Raw genomic sequence first — 19976 nt, 5'->3', positions numbered from 1 at the left:
TGAGTTGAATAGAACGCCATGTCTTATTGACCCGAAAACGAAAAGTCGGCGACGAGCTCTGGAGTCAATTGACCCGGTTCGGCCTTACCCGCAGCTTCATAGAAGGAAATGGTATCGACGACCTGATCGTAGCTCAGCCCCTTTTCCAACGGGAACATCTTCGCGTCAGCGAGTGCTTGGTAGACGGCTGCCAGTTCGCCTGGATCGATTTCTTTCAAATGGGATGACGCTTCTGCGGCAAAAGCTTCAGGATCTGCATAAATCGCTTCGAATTCAGCATCGAGCGCCGCAACGAAAGCCTCGACCGCCGTGCGGCTGTCGTCCACGTTTCTCGCGCTCACCACAATCGCCTGTGTGAGCAGAGTTGGCTGTTCCTCAACGAGTTTGACGAGAATATGGGCGCGCTCGTCTTCGCCGCCAGTGATCGCCATCCAGTCTTCCATGCGAACGATCGTGCCGTCGATCTGGCCATTGAGAAGGGCCGCCACACGGTTTGCCGATCCAGAAAGGACGATAAGGTTGGGTTCGGCGTCCGGACAAGTGTCTTCCATATATTGCGAGAGATGCGCGGTCGTCGCACTGCCCGTGCTATGAATTGCCACAACCCGCCCATCGAACTCATCACAGCTGCTCACATCCGACGCACCGAGGATCATGAAATCGTTGCGGTTATTTTTGGCCACGATCCGCAAATCAGCGCCTGCAATATCCGCTGCGAAAGCAGCCGCCGGCCCCATGGCTGCAATCTGAACTTGGCCGCTCAATAGGGCTTGAGTCAGAATGTCAGGCGAGTCGAATTCGATGATTTCGGTCTCCCACCCAGAGGCCTCAAGCGCTTCTAACGCAAGTACTGCCGGCATATCAGTAGGCCCGCGGCCGCCTGCAAATCCAAGTGCGAGCGTCTCCGCGGAAACGGCAGTTGCCCCTCCTACGAGGCACAGCGCCGTGCAGACAGCGCGATATCTGCGGCTAAGAAAGTCAAACATATTTTCCTCCCAAATTTGGCAAAGCTGTGCATATCAGTCTCTGCCGCTTGCTTACAGGTTAACATGTTAACTTAATGATTTTCGAGCTGTCAAGATGGCAATTCCGGTGGATTTTGGCGAGATTGGGGGGCGCGCAAAAATGCTTTTTTCTTAACTACATACTGAACGGCTTCCCGTTTCAACCGCTCCCGTCGGCTCAGCCAAGGAGACATAAAATTGGCCACAAGCACCTACCAGAGATCGCGATAGGATAGGAACCACTGCTTCCGAGAGGCGCTGTCACCGCTCAGACAAACACGACAAGACAGACGATGTCGGATTGCGCCCCATAGGTCATGACGGGCGCCAGCCTTACCGTGCCCGGACGACACTCGCCAGACATTTCAAACCCCTGCCCTTGTCGCATTTCTTACGCGCGCATTTTAGCGTTTCCGCGCCCGATCCTTTAGCAGGCATCTCAAGTGGCTGCCTGTGCAACCTTGATAGACACTGGGTGCGCAGACGTCCTATGGCAGCAACCGTCCGTGGTTCAAATTTCCATCTGGGTTCAACGCTCGAATGATGCACCGCGCAGCCTCGGTTTCAGCAGGCCCAGAGACCAATGGCAAATATGCACGTTTGTCCAAGCCGATACCGTGTTCGGCTGTGATAGACCCTCCGAGATCTGCCGCCAGTTCGTTGACAGCCGCCGCGACCTCGGCCTTGTGTTCGGTCTTGACGAGATAGTGCAGGTTTCCGTCACCAAGATGTCCGTAGATCATTATCTCTGCGTTTTGGTCGACGTCTTGCACCAAGGCCTCGGCCCTCTGAACAAACTCTGGCAGCTTGTTCAATGGTAGGCTTACATCGTGAGGCTGCAACTGTCCCAATGAGAACGTATACTCAGTGCAAAGCTCTCGCAGATGCCACAGAGCCGTTTCCTCGCGTCCCGATTGTGCAACGACCACGTCATGTATCAGACCCACCTCGTAGGCTTCCATAAGGGCGTTTTCCAATGCATCCTCTTGTGTGACGCTGGAAAACCCTTGAATTTCGACCAAAACATAGAGACCCGCGTCGGTTGCCAGTGGCGCATTCCCCGCCAGCCCAGTCGCTCCCGCATAGACCTTTGGCCATATCCCCTCAAACGCGCTTAACGTCCCCCCTAACCTCTTGCGCAAGATAATCAACAGGTCGAGTGCCGCTTGAAGGTCATCTACGGAGCAAAGCGCGGTTGTGGAGAAGTCTGGAGCAGGCAAGAGACGCAACCGTGCCCGCGTGATGATGCCTAGTGTTCCCTCGGAGCCAACAAATAATTGCGTCAGGTTCAATCCAGCGTTGTTCTTTTCAAGCGCGCGCATATCACTGATGACCGTTCCATCGGGGAGAACGGCCTCAACGCCAAGAACCTGCGCGCGCATCATACCGTAGCGCAACACCCGAATTCCGCCCGCATTGGTGGCAATCATTCCGCCTATGGTCGCCGTGCCCCGTGCGCCGATATCAACGCCGAACATCATCCCCTCAGCTGCGGCCACCTCTTGCACTTTTTGCAGCGAGACGCCTGCTCCAACCTCGATCTGACCAGACATGGAGTCAGGCGCGCCGCATTGGTTCAGCCGCTCCAGAGATAGTACAACCTCTCCAGGCAATGCCCGCGCGCCTCCAGACAGCCCAGTACGCCCTCCTTGCACAACAACCCGCTTCTTTGCGGCATGGCAGGCGGATAATACATGCGCCACACCCGAAGTGTTTTTGGGGCGAACGACAAGCTGTGGAGCGGCAACAACACGGCGCGAGGCGTCACAGGCATAGGGCGCGCAATCACGAGCGCCACGCAAAATACCCAGATCCTCACCACATTGCGCCAGAGCATCAGCCAAAGCGGCGAAGTTTTCATCGACAAGCTCAGGCATCATTTTTGGGAGGTGCAGCTTGCAATCATAATCATTTCGACTTTCATGTCAGGGTTGGCAAGCTCGGCCTGAAAACAGGCGCGGGCGGGCGGCGCGACATCAGTGACCCATGCATCCCAGACTGCATTGAAAGCGGCGACCTCGGCAATGTCTTTCAGAAGGATTGCCACGAACAATAGCTCGCCCTTGGACGACCCGATCTCAAGCAGCCGTGCCTCAGCCTTGGCCAGCAATTGCTCTGCCTGTTCGGCGGTAGTCAGGTTCGGATCGTATGGCGCTTGCGGCGTTACTGCAAAATAGCCAGTGCCATTAGCGACCGTTGCCAGCGCGGCCCGCGCGGAGCCACCGAAACGGGCGATCATATCTGCGGGGTTTTGTGATGTATCGCTCATTCCGTCACCAAATACACGTTGTCTTCAATCCAGTTCACGTAGCAGTCATCGCCCTCTTTCAAGATGACGACATCCGCACCAGGGACGCGCACCCGCAAGGTGGTTCCGTCACGCTTGCCAATCACCAATGCGTTGTCGCCAAAATTGACGATCGTTTCGACCTTCATGGTCGCGTGGAAGCGCCCTTCAATCGGGGTGCGCGAAAGCTTCATATGCTCGGGACGCAAGACCAGCGTCACCTCTTGCCCGTCGCGTAGATCCTTGGTCGCGCCGTCACCGTAGGTCATCGCGCCCATCAGCGGACTTTCGGCGCGCCGCGTGGCAACATCGGTCAAGGTCGCAGGGATGAGATTGCTTTCCCCGATGAAGTCTGCAACGAAGCGGGTGCGCGGTTTGTGATAGATCTCGAGTGGAGCTGCCGCTTGTTCGATCTTGCCTTGCGAGAATACGACAATCCGGTCCGACATCGACATGGCTTCGGTTTGGTCGTGGGTCACGAAGATGGTAGTAACACCAAGCGTTTTCTGGATGCGCTTAATTTCGATCTGCATGGACTCGCGCAGGTTTTTATCGAGCGCACCCAACGGCTCGTCCAGCAAGAGCAGATCGGGCTCAAACACCAATGCACGCGCAAGTGCCACACGTTGCTGCTGTCCACCCGACATCTCTTTAGGATGGCGGTGCTCGAAACCTTTCAGCCCGACCAGCTCCAACATGGCTTGGGCCTTTTTAATGCCCTCGGCCCGATCCACCTTGCGCATTTGCAATGGGAAATAGACGTTATCCAGAGCTGTTTTATGGGGGAACAGCGCATAGTTCTGGAAAACGATACCGATATTGCGATCCTGTGGAGCAAGATTGGAAATCGATTGGCCTTCGATGGTCAGCTTACCTTTTGTCGCTTGTTCGAACCCAGCGATAATCATCAGCGTGGTCGTCTTGCCCGAACCGGATGGCCCGAGGAATGTTACGAACTCGCCTTTCTGAATATCGAGATCCACGTTTTCCAGGGCGGTAAAGGTACCAAAGACTTTCTTAAGCCCTGCGATATTGAGATAGCTTGTCATATTAGTTCCCAGAGGTTTTGATTAAGGCTGCCTGCCCGCGCAGTCGCTTGATCGCGCGTGGAACAAGTGGAGCAATGAGGGCAAGGAACACGATCAGGAACAGCAACGAGGAAATCACAGCGATCACCGGATCGGCCTCTTGCCGGATAGAGTCGAACATCTTGCGCGGCAAAGTCTCCGCGTCCCGCCCAGAGATAAAGATTGCCACAACCGTTTCGTCGAACGATTGGATGAAGGCAAAGAGCGATGAAATCAACAACCCTGGCCGCAAAATCGGCAATGTCACATGAATGAAAGTTTGCGACGGCGATGCTCCGAGAGATCGCGCGGCGCGTTCCAGCGTTTGGTCAAACCCCTTAAGGTTCGCAGAAAGCACCAGAAAGGTGATCGGGACCGAGAGGCAGGTATGAGCCAGAACCACGCCCGCTTTCGAGAACACAATCCCGAGCTGCCCGAAGTAACTGTAATATCCGATTGCCATCACGATATGCGGCACGGCCATTGGCATCATCATTACGATGTTGGCCAGCCCCTTGCCCCAAAACTTATGACGCACGAGCGCAAAGGTTGCAGGGACCACCAGCAGCATCGTCAGGATCGTATTGGAAAACGCGATCACGATACTGTTCCACGTCGGACGCAACCAACTCGGATCCTGGAAATACTGGACGTAGTAGCCAAACCAATACCCTGGCGGCGGGAACTGAAGTGACGGTGAGGTCGAGAGAGACATAGGAACCACGATGACCAATGGCGCGACAATGAACAGTGCGACGAGGGTGCCTATGATTTTCAGAGATTTGTTCATGGAGTCCTCATCCGTACAGTTTGTCGAGACCAAAACGGCGGTGATAGATCGCAAGCACAATCAGCGTGATAACAAGCAGGACAATTGCGATTGCAGAGCCAGGGCCGAAGGCAAGGAACTCTTCGATCTGTCGTCCGATCAGACCTGCCACCATTTGTTCTCGTGGAGACCCGAGAAGGACAGGCGTCACGTAGAACCCGAGGCAGATCACAAACACCAGAACAGCACCATTCGCGATCCCTGGAGCGGTCAATGGGAGGTAGACATGCCGGAACAATGCTAAGCCACGTGCCCCCATGCTTTCGGCAGAGCGAACAAGGCTAGGGTCGATCTTTTGCATGACCGAATAGATGTTCATGATCATGTAGGGCACTAGAATGTGGACCATCGCGAGCGTCGAGGCAAAACGCGTGAACAGCATTTGCGGCGGCTCATCCCAACCGAATTGCAAAAACACCCACGCAATCGGCCCGTTGCGTCCCAAGAGAACCATCCATGCGTAGGTTCGGACAAGAAACGACGTCCAGAAACTCATAGTAATCAACATCAGGATGAGCATGGCGCGCTTCTTAGTCGTGTGCGCCATCAAGTAGGCAATCGGGTACCCCACGATCAGACAGCACACCGTTACCAGCAACGCGGTCGAGAAAGTGTTGATGAAGACCTTCCGATAGAGCGGAGAGGTCATCACCTTTTCATAGTTACCAAGCCCCAGTTGGGGCTCGGTGACGCTCATGATCGCCACCTGAACAAGCGGCACGAAGAAGAAAGCCAAGAGATAGGCCATGAGCGGAAGTAGCAGAAGCCAAGGTATCAGGTTCTGCCGTTTTTCTGGTGAGGCGGTTAAAATTCTCATGACAAACCTTCTAAGGAGCTAGCCAGGTGGCGAAGATACTTTCAAGAAACAGCGACTTAGTAGGCCAGCCATTCGTCAAAACGCATCGACACTTCCGCAGGATCTGCACCCCAGTTGATCATGTCTTGCTCGAATGTCAGCGGATAGTTCGCGGGCGATGTAGGCATGCGCACTTTGGCCGTATTTGCGACCAATTCAGTCGCCGCAGGGTTTAGCGCGCCATAGTTGGCCTGTTCGACGAATCCTGCCAGCGGCTCGGGAGACGTCGCGAACTCGACGAACATTTTCGCCGCTTCCATGTTCGGCGTGTTCTTGGCCACAACCCAATAAGCGCGCTCGATTTCGGCTTGGTTCCACGTCATCGCAACAGGCGCACCAGAGTCTTCGGCACGGAAATAGTTGCCATGCCAGATGCCGATCATGTCGATTTCACCATCGCGCAAAAGTTGCTCGGATTGGGCGCCAGCCGTCCACCAGACGGTGATGTGGTCCTTGATCTCATCAAGCTTGGCAAACGCACGTTCGATATCCAACGGATAGAGATCCTCCATCGCAACACCGTCAGCCAAAAGCGCCAGCGGCAGGATCCGCGCAGGATAGCGTTGCAAGCATCGCTTGCCAGGGAAACGCTCCACATCCCAGAAATCGGCCCAGCTTTGGGGCTGCTCATCGGGGAAGGCATCCGCGCGCCATGCCAGGACTGTGGCGAAGGCGTGGCTTCCCATACCGTTCTGGAACACGCCCCCCTCATAGGTCGGTGTGAGTTCCTCCAGCAAGCCGGCTGCATTCGCGCGCACAATATCGCCGCCCCCAAGAGTGGTAACGTCAAATTCATAAACACCGCTGCGCACCTGTGCTGCCAGCTTGGCAAACGAGACGGGTGAAATAGTTTTAACCTTGATGCCCGTTTCAGCTTCAAAAGGTTCAAATAGGTTCGCCGTCGCCGCCTCCAGCCAGGGCCCACCCCAAGAGTTGATGTAAAGTTCTTTGCTTTGTGCACGCGCGATATTGGGAGCGGCCAGCGCTGTGCCCGCGACAGCTGCCGTTCCCATCAGGAATTTACGACGAGGCATCATCATGCCGACATTGTTTCTTGTCAGTTTCATTGGGTATTCCTCCTACTTGTTGGATTTTGGAAAGGTCTCGCCATAAAGACGCAACCAGTTGCCGTGGGTGATTTTGTCGACCTCTTCTTCTGAGAAACCCACTTTACGGAGGCCGTTTGGAATAATTTGCATGTCTTCGAGCGTATGGAACCAATCGGGCGGCGGTGCCTTACCTGGTCGGGCAGCAGACGCCGCGCCGTAATCGACCTCGCGGGTCCAGCGCCCCATACGCATCCAGTCATAGTCAGGCTTGGTGAAATTGTGGCTGCGGTCTGTGCCAATGGCCACACTGTCGATGCCCGCGATTTCAACAGTGCGCGCAATCATTTCGCACCATTGTTCAATCGGCCCCGAGTAATAGTCGCCCGTGATGTTCCGATAAGCCGCGCATCCGATGACACCGCCGGTTTCCTTCAGCGCGTGCAGAACCTTGTCGGATTTGTTGCGCTTGTGCGGAAACAGGCTGGCGGCATTGGCATGGGTAACGGCAATAGGTTTTTCGCTGGCCTCGATCGCATCAAGCGTCGACTTGTCACCCACGTGGCTGCAATCAATCAAAATACCGTGGTGGTTCATTTCGGTGATGACCTGACGGCCGAAGCGCGCCAAACCGCTGTCTTCGTCCTCATAGCAACTTCCCGCGAGTTCGTTCTGGTTGTTGTAGGTCAGTTGCACCACACGCACGCCCAGTTCCGCGAACATCTCAACCAGACGAATGCGGCCTTCGAAAAGATTCGCGTTCTGATAGCCGAGGATGGCCGCAACCTTCCCCTCTTCCGCCGCGCGCGTGATGTCCTCGGGCGTATAGGCAAAGGCTGCAACGTCGTCGTTCCCTCGAATGAGGTCACGCCACTGCCCTAAGCTATCAAGGCTTTCGAGAGCGCCTTCCCAAAACCCGCAGGTCACAACCACGCCATGTACGCCCGCGGCTTTCAGTTTCACAAAGGACTCGCGGTCGAAATGACCACATTGCAATCCGTCTATCATCATGGGTTCGTGCTCTCGGTTGTATGGGAAATGTCAGAAATTGCCTTGCGATCTGTCTCGACTTGGGGCGAGGCAATAAAGCTGGCGTCGGTATCGTCGTCGTTGTCGGTCCGACCGATAATCTGACCGTCGTCTGTCACAATGTTGACGCCCGCATGACGGCGCGACACAGGGCTGTCAGGCGTCAGCGCCGTTTGCGCTTTGGCCCAAACCGACCACCAAAGGTCGGCAGCAATCGGGCACCCGTCATCCATGACCTTGTCAAGCACGGGGTCCGACGGAGGTGCCTTTCGGGCGCGAATACTCGACCCATCTACCTCGACGCTCAAACCAGAGCGCGCTCCTAGTCCCTCCGCGATGCCGGTTTCCTCGACATCCATGACATTCACGATTTCAACAGACGCTTCGTCGCAATCACCCAGAGCCTCTTCGAGAAGGTCCAGAACAGAAGGCACCGCAAACCACGCATGCAGCCCGCCGCCATCCAGCACAAAACGGCCGTTTTTCCTTTCTTTCATAGTCAGTATTGACGGATCAGAAGGCAACAGCGTGTCGATCCGGTCCATTAACAATTGAAAGCCGCCGAAACCCATGGCTTCCGAATACATCACAACATCTCCGACCATCAGAGCGAAGCCCTTCGGCAAGGCTGTCAAAGACAGGATACGTTCCGACATAAGCCGCATTTCTCGCGGCATCACACGTAGGATTTGATTGGTCATTAGCGGGGTTCTCCTGGGAAAAACCAGTTTGTACCGTTACCGTTGCGCAGGTCGTCCCGTGTCGGAGCGCCCTGAAACAACACGCCGCGCAGGTTTCGTTGCAAATAGTCGCGGGTTTTGTCGATGCCGTGGAAGGCCACGTTCATCAGGCGCACGAGATCAATCGGAACAAAGTCCGCGGCATTGATATTGGCCATTGGCGTGTGAAAATGAGTGCCGACAAGGCTTTGGACACGAGCAACAAACAGCCGGTGCTCAGGATGCCGCAACAGAAAGCGTGACATTTTCTGATCGTCGGGAGCTGCATTCAAATCGCGCATCAGACGCTGCATTCCGCTCGGCAGATCAATGGCGAGATCACGCGCTTCAGGAACCTCGGAGCGCAGACCGCGACGGGGTTCTTCTGCGGTTTCGGACTTGTACCAGATATAATCCTGCGCACCCTCGGCCTGCATATCTATATCCAGCGCCCAAGCGTATTGCGAACGCACCAGTTCCCGTAGATCAGCCACCGTAGCGCAGGGATCAATGACAAGTTCATCCTTGCCAGACACCTTCCTCAAACCTGCATCGGCAGCTTCGGGGACCAACTCCATGATCAGCGATAGGAAAGTCTCGTAGCTTTCCGGTGCGCATTCGGCGGCCAGTTCGAGCGCCAGACGGTCTAACGGATATTGCGCCTCACTATCATCGAGCAATCCCGTTTCGCCCAAGGCTTCGAGGCGCGGGAGGAGAGCTTCCAGTTCATCCGCGACCTGCGCCGATGATGCGAAGGTTTCATACATCATCTGATCTTCACGGCGGAATTTCACCACCTTGCGCAATAGGTCGCAAAGGCTCGCGATCCTCGGATCACCCTGCCCTAGCTCAAGAGCGAGTGCCGCCGCGACGGCTTCCTCCCTTGCCCTGATCCATGAATCCAGCAGTCGCGGGTGCTTCTGGATAAAGAAAATCAAACCCAGAGCCGAGCCGTTACCGACCCCGAGATAGCGCCTGATCTCAGGGTCCAGCGGCACTGCCTTTTCCGAGCGTTGCTTGGCCAGATGTTCCACGAGGTCGCATGATAACTCGCGCATCAGGTAGGCGTTCAAAAGCTGGGCCTCTAGCACGCCACCGAGCGGATGGTCCTGCCCCAAGGACGGAAACGATCGCGTACCGAACGTGCCGTTTCCATCCAATCCAGTATTGCGCATAAGGTAACAGACAGAGTTTAAATCTTCGATTTTCGGCTGCCGCCCCTCAGCAAGTGCCTCAAGGGTTGCGTTGAACACCCGCATCGAGCGGTTGGAACGGCACCAGACCAGAGCATTCGGCGTGGCCCGCCCTCTATAGAGCAACGGGATTTCGCGACGCGCGCTTTCGATATCTTCCTCCATCGCAGGCCCCTCGTTGAGCGTGCCCATCATGTCCCATGAGCGCCCGATGATCCGTCCTGTGCGCGCCTGGAGACTTGGCGGCGAGGAAAATGCGATAAAGCTGAACTGCTTGGCGTCAGGTTCAGAACCCGCCCGAATGGAGTAAACGATTGTTCCACGAGCGTCCGCATCGACATCCATGCGCTCCAGCCGAATATCCCAACGTTCGGAAATCATACGGTTCATCATTGCCCATGTGCCACTCAGCCGACTTGGCTGCATGGCGGCGAGCCGCTCGGGACGCATAACTTCCTGCCAATTTCGCAGAGTTGGTCGCCCGTTACTTTCGTATTGATGAAGAACAGCATTCATTTTCTGTCTTTTGTCCCTTGCAAAAGTGTGGATATCTCGGTTGCCGCCTCGATCATCGGAGCCTTGGTCAAAGCGAGATCAAAACGCCCCTCAGGCTGAACCAGAGATACAGCCGCGACAATTTTCTGATGCGCATCGAACACGGGCACCGCCAAACCGATAACGCCCGAATGGGTGTAACCTGACGAAACCGCAAAACCGTCCTCGCGCACTTTCTGCATTGTTTCTTCACTGGGCAGGGAATGCGCACCAGCACGCAAGTGCTCCAGCGCGTGCTCTTGAGCAAAGGCACAAAGCACACGACCCGATGCGGACCCATCCAGCGACAGAAACGTTCCGATCCGCTGCTCTGCGCGCAGAGGCGTATTCACCTCAACCCGCGCAACGATGCAGGGCAAGCCACGGTCGATAACCGCCAAAGAAACAGTCTCGTTGATGCGATTGGCCAGACGCCCGAGTACTGGCTCAACGCGAGTCCCAAGGTCCGCCTGCTCCAGTGCCGCCGCAGCAAGGCGCGTTGCAAACATCGTCAGGCGGTATGCTCCGTTCGTATCCTGATCAAGCCATCCCGCCTCAACGAGTGTGATGAGCCGCTGATAGGCCGTCGCTCGAGAAAGGCCGTTCTCACGCGCGACATCCGCCAAACGAGTAGGAGAAGACTGGTTCGAAAAGAAGTTGAGGAGCTCAAGTGTCTTTAGCGCCGTTGTCAACGGGCGCACGCCTCCCGAGACCTTTGCACCCTGATCCGCGGTCTGTGCGTCTTGCTCAGCCAATTTGATACTCCCGTTTTGTGTATTTTATATCAATACACTGTATTATTTATGAATACGATATTGGCCGAGTTTTCGCTCTGTCAAATACAAACCTCCAAAAAATCGTAACCCACAGAGAGAAGCAGACTTTTTGCCCACGCCACGCGCACAAAGCGATCAATGTGGATGTTTTTTTAAGCGAATCTCACGCCGAATCTCGCTCAACCTACCCGACGTCCCGCGGGAAGATTCGAGAAAACTCCGATCAATGAGCCTAAAACTTGTGTTTTTCGCCATTTTATTGGGAGCGGTAAGAACTTTGGATTTTGGTGGCCCGCAACAAAGAGTGCGTTCTTGCTTAAAATTATTGACACCTCACTCGCTCCTCGCAATGTTCGCAATGACTCGCTTTCCCACCCCGAAGCCACACATCTCACGGAGCACCACATGACCAACGGCGCCGACATCCTCGCAGCCACTCTTGCCGATCACGGCGTGGATACTTGCTTTGCAAATCCCGGCACCACGGAAATGCATCTGCTCTCAGCACTCGGACGGGAGCGCCGCATTGATCTACATCTTTGCCTGTTTGAGGGTGTGGCAACGGGTGCGGCCGACGGCTTTGCCCGCATGGCGGGAAGGCCCGCAGCCGCCCTGCTGCACCTCGGACCTGGACTGGCAAACGGGATGGCAAACCTGCACAACGCGCGCAAAGCAGCCAGCCCAGTCATTAATATCATCGGGGAGCACGCCACCTATCACTTGGAAATGGACGCGCCATTGACCACCGACATCGCAGGCATGGCCCGCACCGTTTCCGATTACGTTGTAAGCACAAAGAGCGCCGACACCATTGCCTCTGATGTCACCGTGATGATGTCTGCCATCTCAGGACCAAAAGATCGCGTCGCCACAATGATCGTCCCCAACGACGTTGCATGGTCGCCCGCCCAAGAAAGCACCAAAACACGCGCACCAGTCCCCGCGCCTACAATGAATGACGAAGCACTCCCAAACGTCATCACTTCCCTCAAGGCGGGCGACAACGCAGCACTGATCATCGGCGCCCCCCATATCACCTCCCGCATGGCCGAGCTTGCTCAGGCCATCGGCACGGCGACGGGCTGCCGTGTGTTCACCGAACCTACCGTTTCCCGCATGTCGCGCGGCAAGAACACACCTCCATTGAAGCGCCAGCCTTTCCATGTGGACTTTGCGACAGAAGCTTTCAAAGGACTATCCAAGGCGGTCCTTGTCGGTGCACGCACGCCAGTTGCCTTCTTCGCATACCCGAACCGCCCCAGCCTGCTTCTCCCCGAAGGCACGGACGTGATTGAGCTCGCGCCGCCGCTGGCTGATGTCGAGGCAGCGCTACAGGCCATCACGGACGCGCTCGGCACAGAGGCTACCACGCAAGACCCCGTAGACTTAACAATTTCAGAGTTTGACGATGCCGCACCAATTACATCTCAAACTTTGGGCTGCGCCGTTGCAACGGCGCTTCCAGAAAATGCCATCGTTGTCGATGAAACGATCACGAACGGGCTGCATATGTACGCTGAATGCGCTGCAGCCGCTCCGCATGACTGGCTCAACAATCGCGGCGGCTCCATTGGCTACTCCATGCCCGTCGCAGTTGGCGCGGCGGTGGCCTGCCCTGATCGACCCGTTCTTTGCGTCACAGGCGACGGCTCAGCGGCCTATACATTGCAAGCACTCTGGTCCATGGCACGATACGACCTCAACGTAACGGTCGTGATTCTCGCCAACCGCAGCTATCGCATTCTGGCAAACGAGATGTCCAAGATCGGTGCAGGCTCCCCAACAGACTCCACACTCCCCCTCATGAGTTTGGACGAGCCGGCACTGGACTGGGTGAAACTGGCCGAGGGTCACGGCGTCACGGCCAAACAGGTCACGGATGCGGGAACATTAAGCAGAACCATCGCGCAGGCGATGGCAACCAAAGGGCCCACACTGATCGAAGCCAGAATGTGATCACCCCGTGCTTTCGCGAACGCCTTTACGCAAATCCGCGACCTTCGTATGCTCCAAAAGGCGCGCACAATCCAAGACTTATGCGCCCCCACTGCACAACGAGGTTTAGCCATGAATGACTCAACGTTTGATATCGGCGCGCGCCTGCTCGCCATGCGCAAATCTGCGGGCTATTCGCAACGACGTCTGGCAGAGCGCGCCGGCGTCCCCCACGCACAGATCTCGATCATCGAGCAGAACAAATCCAGCCCTTCGATCGCAACTTTGCGCAAAATTCTATCCGGCCTAAATTTGACGATGGGGGACTTCTTTGAAGGGGAGCGAAGTACGCCTGAAGGCCCGTTCTTCGGCAAGGACGACCTACTCGACCTCACATCAAAGCTGCCCGCAACGGGGATGTCGGAAAGCACTGGACGGATGTCATTCCGCCAGATCGGCGACGCCCGCAAACACAACCTTCAAATCCTGCATGAGACCTATGAAGTTGGTGCTGATACTGGTGAAAACATGATAGACCACTTCTCCACAGAAGGCGGCGTTGTCATTCAGGGCGCACTGGAAGTAACGGTTGGAGATGAGGTTCGCGTCCTGCACGAAGGCGAGTCGTACCTGTTCGATTCACGCCTTCCACATCGCTTCAAAAATGTGCATGACGGCCCAACAATAGTCATTTCCGCCTGCACTCCGCCCTATCTTTAGAAGAACATATACTTTATTTATTGCTTGAAATTTTAAGCAGTGATAATCCTCGAAGCGTGTCAAGAAAAGAGGATTCCCATGTCTCACAATACTGCCCTCGAGGCTCGCCGTCGGTCCGCCGTGTCCCGCGGCGTTGCTGGTAAATCCATTTATGTCGACCACGCGAAAAACGCAGAGCTTTGGGACGTTGATGGCACGCGCTTTATTGATTTTACCGCAGGGATTGCCGTCACCAATACGGGCCATTGCCACCCCAAGGTCATGGAGGCCGTTGCAAAACAAGCGGACCTCTTCACACACACCTGCTTTCATGTCGGCCCCTCGGAAGGCTATGTTCAACTTTGTGAGCGCTTGAACGATCTCATTGATACAGGCGCCCCCAATAAATCGCTGTGCCTGACAACCGGGGTAGAGGCCGTTGAAAACGCAATCAAGATTGCCCGCTCAGCGACAGGCCGCCCTGGCGTCATCGCCTTTGGCGGCGCCTTCCATGGTCGCACAGCCATGGGGATGGCCCTGACTGGTAAGGCAAAACCCTATAAAACCAGCTTCGGCCCTCTGCCTGGCGATATCTATCACGCCCCCTTCCCCAACGAGTATCTGGGCATCTCCGTCGACGAAGCGATCCGTGGGCTTGAGCTGATCCTCGCCAGCGATATCGCCCCCGACGACGTTGCTGCATTTATTGTGGAACCGGTTCAAGGCGAAGGTGGCTTCGTGGTTGCGCCTCCCGCCTTCCTCAAGGCATTGCGCACCATTGCCGACCAGCACGGCATCGTTCTCATCATGGATGAGGTCCAAGGCGGCATGGCCCGCACGGGTCGCATGCTCTCTGGCGAGCATTCAGGAGTGAAACCGGACCTAGTTACTCTGGCCAAAGGACTTGGCGGAGGGCTGCCTATCTCTGCCGTAGTTGGTCGGGCTGATTTGGTTGACGCGCCTCACGCTGGCGGCCTTGGCGGCACCTATGCGGGCAACCCTTTGGCGGTCGCCGCGGCCAATGCTGTGCTTGATGTGATCAACGAGGAAGATCTTTGTGCACGAGCCGATGCGATTGGCACACGTTTGAAGGATGCACTCACCCAAATGGCGGGCGATTATCGGGAAATCGGTGACATTCGCGGCCTTGGCGCAATGGTTGCCTTTGAACTGGTCGAGGACGGCGACCCGTCCCGCGCATCTCCGGAATTGTGCAACGCAATTGTCGCGGAAGCACAAAAACGCGGCGTGATCCTTCTGTCCTGTGGGACCAGATACAACGTGGTACGCCTACTCCCCGCACTCACGATTGAAGACGACACTCTTGATGAAGGCATCTCTATCATGTGTGCATCGATCACTGCGGCTCTTGACGCCCACAAATCCAAGTAAGAATAGCGAGCGAGCTCGACCTGTTGCCGAGCCCTCACTTGCGCCCCAGCAGCCTGTCGGGAGCCCAACAAAAAAGGACACGCCCATGAGCTACCCAAACACCGAGCTTTTCATCAATGGCACATGGACCCCGGCCAAGGATGGTCGCACCCTGCCCGTGATCGACCCCGCGACAGCCAGCGAAGTCGGCCGTGTCGCCCATGCCAGTATCGCCGATCTGGACCTTGCACTCGACGCCGTCAGCGAAGGGTTCAAAGTGTGGTCTGAAACTGGTGCATTTGACCGTTACAAACTCATGCGCCGCGCGGCCGATCTTGTGCGCGAGCGCTGCGACACGATCGCGGACATCATGACCACCGAACAGGGCAAGCCAAACGCCCAATCCCGTATGGAAGTTCTGGCCGCCGCAGATGTGATCGACTGGTTCGCCGAAGAGGCCCGCCGCACATATGGTCAGGTCATCCCCGCACGACAGGCAGGCGTGACACAGATCACCATCAAACAGCCCGTCGGCCCCGTCGCCGCCTTCACACCGTGGAACTTCCCGATCAATCAAATGGTGCGCAAAATGTCGGCCGCGCTGGCCGCTGGCTGCTCCATCATCATCAAAGGAGCTGAAGAAACACCCGCCTCTCCCGTTGAGTTGATCCGTTGCTTTGCCGATGCTGGCCTGCCCGCTGGTGTTGCCAATCTCGTTTACGGCGACCCCGCAGAAATCTCGGGCTACCTTATTCCTCACCCGGTAATCCGCAAAATATCCTTCACGGGCTCAACCCCCGTGGGCAAACAACTGGCAGCGCTTGCTGGCGCCCACATGAAGAAGGCGACGATGGAACTGGGCGGCCATGCCCCAGTTCTGGTCTTTGAAGACGCCGATGTCGAGAAGACCGTTGCCATGATGGCAACCCACAAATTCCGCAACGCAGGACAGGTTTGCGTCTCGCCAACACGGTTTCTTGTGCAAGACAGCATAGCGGATCAGTTTACCGAGCGCTTTGTAAAGGCGGCAGAAGCTATTCGTGTGGGCCCCGGCAATGATCCTGAAAACGACATGGGGCCGCTTGCTAATGATCGCCGCATTCCAGCGCTCGAAAAAATGATCGACGATGCCGTGTCGCGCGGCGCGACATTGGCGACGGGCGGCAAACGTATAGGCAACGCCGGTTGGTTTTTCGAGCCCACAGTGCTCTGCGACGTTCCGACCGACGCAGACATTATGAACGATGAACCGTTCGGACCCGTTGCAGTGATCAACCGTTTCGACACGACGGATGCCGCATTGGAGGAAGCGAACCGACTCCCCTTTGGCTTGGCATCATATGCCTTTACCGCCTCTTCCGAGACCGCAACGCGCCTACAAAACGAAGTCCGCGCGGGAATGCTGACGATCAACCATCTCGGACTAGCCCTCCCCGAAGTCCCATTTGGCGGCATCGGGGACTCTGGCATCGGAACAGAAGGCGGGTCAGAAGCAATTGAGGCCTATCTTGACACAAGGTTTGTGTCCCGCTTGGACTGATACTTTCAGAGCAACTGTCGTGGGAACCTTTTGAACCTGTAATGGACACATTTCGCGTGATTTTCGGGCGGGACGAGCAACAGCTTGCCCCGCCTACTTTATTTGAACGTGCGGGCCGTGGACCAATTGAACCGTTCCACCGCGGGCAACCTCATACAATCAAGAACCCGCTAGCACATCCCAGACCTACGATCATCCCAGACTAACGCAACCACACCGCCCTGCCCGCTTAATCGTGCGGCAAGCGCCCATGTTGACCTTCGTAAAACAGGCAAGCGTTTCCATGGCGTCTCTCGCAGTTGACATGAATACTGATTCATGTTTCATTTCTTGCGAGGAGAACAAATAGGGAGGAGCGCACATGTTGCGTCTATTTACGTTGACGGCGGCTGCCGCATTGATGTCATCAGCGGCCACTGCCGAAATCCGCATTGCCCATGTCTATGGTAAAACCGGAGCCCTTGAGGCCTATGCGGCGCAGTCGCACAATGGCTTGATGCTGGGCCTTGAGTACGCCACGGACGGCACGATGGAGATCAATGGCGAGAAGATCGTATTGATCGAAAAAGACACCCAGCTGAAACCCGATATCGGGCGCGTCCAGCTAGAAGAGGCCTTTGGCGACGATGATGCCCATATCGCCGTTGGTCCCGTGAGTTCTGGTGTTGCTCTGGCGATGCTGCCCGTTGCCGAAGAATACGAGCGCATTCTGATCGTCGAACCTGCGGTCGCGGATTCGATTACAGGTGAAAACTACAATCCGTATCTCTTCCGCACGGGCCGCAACTCTTCACAGGATGCGATTTCCAACGCCGTTGCCTTGGGTGGCGAGGATGTGGTCGTTGCGACACTGGCGCAGGACTATGCATTCGGCCGCGATGGCGTGGCAGCCTTCAAAGAGGCGCTTGAAGCCACGGGCGCGACGGTCGCACATGAGGAATATGTCCCCACCGACACCACGGACTTCACCGCGGCGGCGGAGCGGATTTTCAACTCCATGGCCGACCTTGAGGGCGACAAGAAACTCTTCATCATCTGGGCTGGTGGCGGCAACCCGATGAGCAAAATCAATGCGATGGAACCTGATCGCTTTGGGATCGAGATCGCGACTGGCGGGAATATTCTGGCGGCACTGACGGCCTACAAAGAAATTCCTGGCATGGAAGGTGCGACCTACTACTACTACGAAATCCCGCAAAACCCGATCAACGAGTGGCTGGTCGAAACCCACTTCGAACGCTTCGACAGCCCGCCGGATTTCTTCACCGCTGGCGGTATGGCAGCAGGCCTTGCAATCGTTGAGGCGATCAAGAAGGCGGGTGGTGCCGACGATACAGAGGCGCTGATCGAAGCCATGGAAGGCATGACTTGGGAAACACCCAAAGGCACGATGAAATTCCGCGAAGACGATCATCAGGCGCTGCAATCCATGTATCACTTCCGCACCGAAATTCAGGACGGCAAGGACTACGGTGTGCCCGTTCTGGTTCGTGAGATCGGCATGGACGAGATGAACATCCCGATCCGCAACAAGTAGCACGCGCCACTTGTTCCATTCCTAGACAACCCCGAGCGGCCAACCGTGCGGCTCGGGGATAGGGAAAAGCTCAATGACCAAGACACTTCTTGAAACGGACGCACTCACTGTGCGTTTCGGTGGCCATGTGGCTGTCGATGCGGTTTCGTCAAGTTTCCACGCGGGTGAATTAACCGCCATCGTGGGGCCGAACGGCGCAGGCAAAACAACCTATTTCAACTTAATCTCAGGACAAATTCCTGCCAGTTCGGGCACGGTGAAGCTGCAAGGCGAGGACATCACGCGCCTTGGCGTTGCGGATCGGTGCCGTCGCGGGATTGGCCGCGCCTTTCAGTTAACCAACCTGTTCCCTAGCCTGTCGGCACTGGAGAATGTACGTCTGGTGATCCAGTCGCAGCAGCACAAAGGGTTTGGCCTGTTTTCCATGGCGGACAGCCATACCGAGTTGACCACCGCGGCAATGGCCATTCTCGAACGGGTCCGCCTGGACAATCAGAAAGACCAACTGGTGTCTGAGCTTTCACACGGGGATCAGCGCAAACTGGAAGTGGCGCTTCTGATCGGATTGGATCCCTTGGTCTATATGTTTGATGAGCCAACAGCGGGCATGAGCGTGGATGAGGCCCCTGTGATTTTGGATCTTATCGCGGAAATCAAAGAGGATCGCACGCGCACGGTTCTTCTGGTCGAACACAAGCTGGATGTCATCCGCAGCCTCGCCGACCGTATCATTGTTTTGCACAATGGCGCGCTTGCGGCAGATGGGGCTCCGGCCGAGGTCATGGCCTCCGCAGTGGTTCAGGAAGCCTATCTTGGCAAGGAGCTAGACCATGTCTGACATGATCCTATCCCTCGAAGGGCTCTACACGGATATTGCGCAATACCACATTCTCAAAGGTGTGGACCTAAACGTGCCACGCGGTCAGGTGACGATGCTTCTGGGTCGAAATGGCGCCGGAAAGACCACCACCCTGAAATCCATCATGGGCCAATGGGCCGCCAAGTCTGGCAAGATTATCTACGACGGGAAAGATATCACGGGCCTCTCCGTATCGGCGCGTGCGCGGGCGGGTATCGGCTTTGTTCCCGAAGACATGGGCATTTTCAGCGACCTGACCGTCGAGGAAAACATGGTGCTTGGATGCTCATCCGGGCCATTGGACCCAGAGCGCAAGGAATGGCTTCTGACCGCCTTCCCCGCTCTAAAGACCTTCTGGCACAGCGAGGCGGGCAATCTTTCTGGCGGACAGAAGCAAATGTTGTCGATTGCCCGTGCGATGGCGGAAGATCGAAAATTCTACCTGATTGACGAACCGACCAAAGGACTTGCACCCGCGATTGTGTCCACAATGGCCCAAGCATTGCGCGAGTTGAAAGCGCAAGGCGCGTCCATCCTTCTGGTGGAACAGAACTTCTCGGTTGCCAAGGCACTGGGCGACACCGCTGCCGTCATGGATGACGGACGGGTGATCTGGAATGGAGCCATGTCCGAACTGGCTGAAAACAAAGACCTTCAGGAACGTCTGATGGGTCTGACGATGGAGGCGCATTGAT

Annotated in this window: 18 protein-coding genes; 7 read left to right on the top strand and 11 right to left on the bottom strand. The window is 56.2% G+C overall.

The features are described 5' to 3' along the window. Positions 1-23: 23 nt before the first annotated feature. The 11 genes from ACN0SC_RS15940 to ACN0SC_RS15890 all read right to left on the bottom strand — a co-directional run bounded on the left by ACN0SC_RS15940 (position 24) and on the right by ACN0SC_RS15890 (position 11319). A complete protein-coding gene (locus ACN0SC_RS15940; RefSeq protein ID WP_417250683.1) occupies positions 24-986 on the bottom strand; it encodes an ABC transporter substrate-binding protein in 963 nt (320 codons plus the stop codon). Positions 987-1492: 506 nt separating this feature from the next. Then, positions 1493-2881 carry an FAD-binding oxidoreductase gene (locus ACN0SC_RS15935; RefSeq protein WP_417250682.1) on the bottom strand — a complete coding sequence of 463 codons (1389 nt, stop codon included), beginning with the start codon at positions 2879-2881 and terminating at the stop codon, positions 1493-1495. Further along, the gene (locus tag ACN0SC_RS15930) at positions 2881-3273 is read right to left on the bottom strand and encodes a RidA family protein (RefSeq protein ID WP_417250681.1); all 393 of its coding nucleotides are present in this window, start codon (positions 3271-3273) and stop codon (positions 2881-2883) included. Before ACN0SC_RS15930 ends, ACN0SC_RS15935 begins: the two co-directional genes overlap by 1 nt. Next, positions 3270-4340 (bottom strand): ABC transporter ATP-binding protein, encoded by a 1071-nt coding sequence (locus ACN0SC_RS15925; RefSeq protein WP_417250680.1) that lies wholly within the window; start codon positions 4338-4340, stop codon positions 3270-3272. Before ACN0SC_RS15925 ends, ACN0SC_RS15930 begins: the two co-directional genes overlap by 4 nt. A gap of 1 nt (position 4341) precedes the next feature. Next, the gene (locus ACN0SC_RS15920; RefSeq protein ID WP_417250679.1) at positions 4342-5148 is read right to left on the bottom strand and encodes an ABC transporter permease; all 807 of its coding nucleotides are present in this window, start codon (positions 5146-5148) and stop codon (positions 4342-4344) included. Between the two features lie 7 nt (positions 5149-5155). Next, positions 5156-6004 (bottom strand): ABC transporter permease, encoded by an 849-nt coding sequence (locus tag ACN0SC_RS15915; RefSeq protein ID WP_417250678.1) that lies wholly within the window; start codon positions 6002-6004, stop codon positions 5156-5158. 56 nt (positions 6005-6060) lie between these two features. After that, positions 6061-7110, bottom strand: coding sequence for an ABC transporter substrate-binding protein (locus ACN0SC_RS15910; protein WP_417250677.1), 1050 nt, complete (start codon positions 7108-7110; stop codon positions 6061-6063). A 12-nt stretch (positions 7111-7122) separates the two neighbouring features. After that, positions 7123-8100: a dipeptidase gene (locus tag ACN0SC_RS15905; RefSeq protein WP_417250676.1), complete on the bottom strand. Its 978-nt coding sequence runs from the start codon at positions 8098-8100 to the stop codon at positions 7123-7125. Then, on the bottom strand, positions 8097-8819 hold the full coding sequence (locus ACN0SC_RS15900) for a hypothetical protein (protein ID WP_417250675.1): 723 nt from the start codon (positions 8817-8819) through the stop codon (positions 8097-8099). Before ACN0SC_RS15900 ends, ACN0SC_RS15905 begins: the two co-directional genes overlap by 4 nt. Continuing rightward, positions 8819-10546 (bottom strand): hypothetical protein, encoded by a 1728-nt coding sequence (locus ACN0SC_RS15895; protein ID WP_417250674.1) that lies wholly within the window; start codon positions 10544-10546, stop codon positions 8819-8821. Before ACN0SC_RS15895 ends, ACN0SC_RS15900 begins: the two co-directional genes overlap by 1 nt. Then, entirely contained in the window at positions 10543-11319 is a 777-nt protein-coding gene (locus ACN0SC_RS15890) for an IclR family transcriptional regulator (protein WP_417250673.1), read from the bottom strand. Before ACN0SC_RS15890 ends, ACN0SC_RS15895 begins: the two co-directional genes overlap by 4 nt. Positions 11320-11745: 426 nt before the next feature. On the opposite strand from ACN0SC_RS15890, the gene ACN0SC_RS15885 reads away from it, so the two are divergent. The 7 genes from ACN0SC_RS15885 (at position 11746) to ACN0SC_RS15855 (ending at position 19975) form a co-directional block, all read left to right on the top strand. Beyond that, positions 11746-13296 (top strand): acetolactate synthase large subunit, encoded by a 1551-nt coding sequence (locus ACN0SC_RS15885; protein WP_417250672.1) that lies wholly within the window; start codon positions 11746-11748, stop codon positions 13294-13296. Between the two features lie 48 nt (positions 13297-13344). Beyond that, complete coding sequence (locus ACN0SC_RS15880) at positions 13345-13995, top strand: cupin domain-containing protein (RefSeq protein ID WP_417250671.1); 651 nt, start codon at positions 13345-13347, stop codon at positions 13993-13995. Between the two features lie 78 nt (positions 13996-14073). Further along, a complete protein-coding gene (gene gabT / locus ACN0SC_RS15875) occupies positions 14074-15366 on the top strand; it encodes a 4-aminobutyrate--2-oxoglutarate transaminase (RefSeq protein ID WP_417250670.1) in 1293 nt (430 codons plus the stop codon). Positions 15367-15451: 85 nt separating this feature from the next. Further along, positions 15452-16885 carry an NAD-dependent succinate-semialdehyde dehydrogenase gene (locus tag ACN0SC_RS15870; protein ID WP_417250669.1) on the top strand — a complete coding sequence of 478 codons (1434 nt, stop codon included), beginning with the start codon at positions 15452-15454 and terminating at the stop codon, positions 16883-16885. Between the two features lie 361 nt (positions 16886-17246). Further along, positions 17247-18422: a substrate-binding domain-containing protein gene (locus ACN0SC_RS15865; RefSeq protein ID WP_417250668.1), complete on the top strand. Its 1176-nt coding sequence runs from the start codon at positions 17247-17249 to the stop codon at positions 18420-18422. Positions 18423-18495: 73 nt separating this feature from the next. Then, positions 18496-19260: an ABC transporter ATP-binding protein gene (locus tag ACN0SC_RS15860; RefSeq protein WP_417250667.1), complete on the top strand. Its 765-nt coding sequence runs from the start codon at positions 18496-18498 to the stop codon at positions 19258-19260. Further along, positions 19253-19975, top strand: a complete 723-nt coding sequence (locus ACN0SC_RS15855; protein ID WP_417250666.1) for an ABC transporter ATP-binding protein — start codon at positions 19253-19255, stop codon at positions 19973-19975. Before ACN0SC_RS15860 ends, ACN0SC_RS15855 begins: the two co-directional genes overlap by 8 nt. Position 19976: the final 1 nt, after the last annotated feature.

The organism is Celeribacter sp. (genome assembly GCF_048261515.1).
In the GTDB taxonomy this organism is placed as follows: domain Bacteria; phylum Pseudomonadota; class Alphaproteobacteria; order Rhodobacterales; family Rhodobacteraceae; genus Celeribacter.
This window is presented reverse-complemented; position numbering and strand designations above follow the sequence as displayed.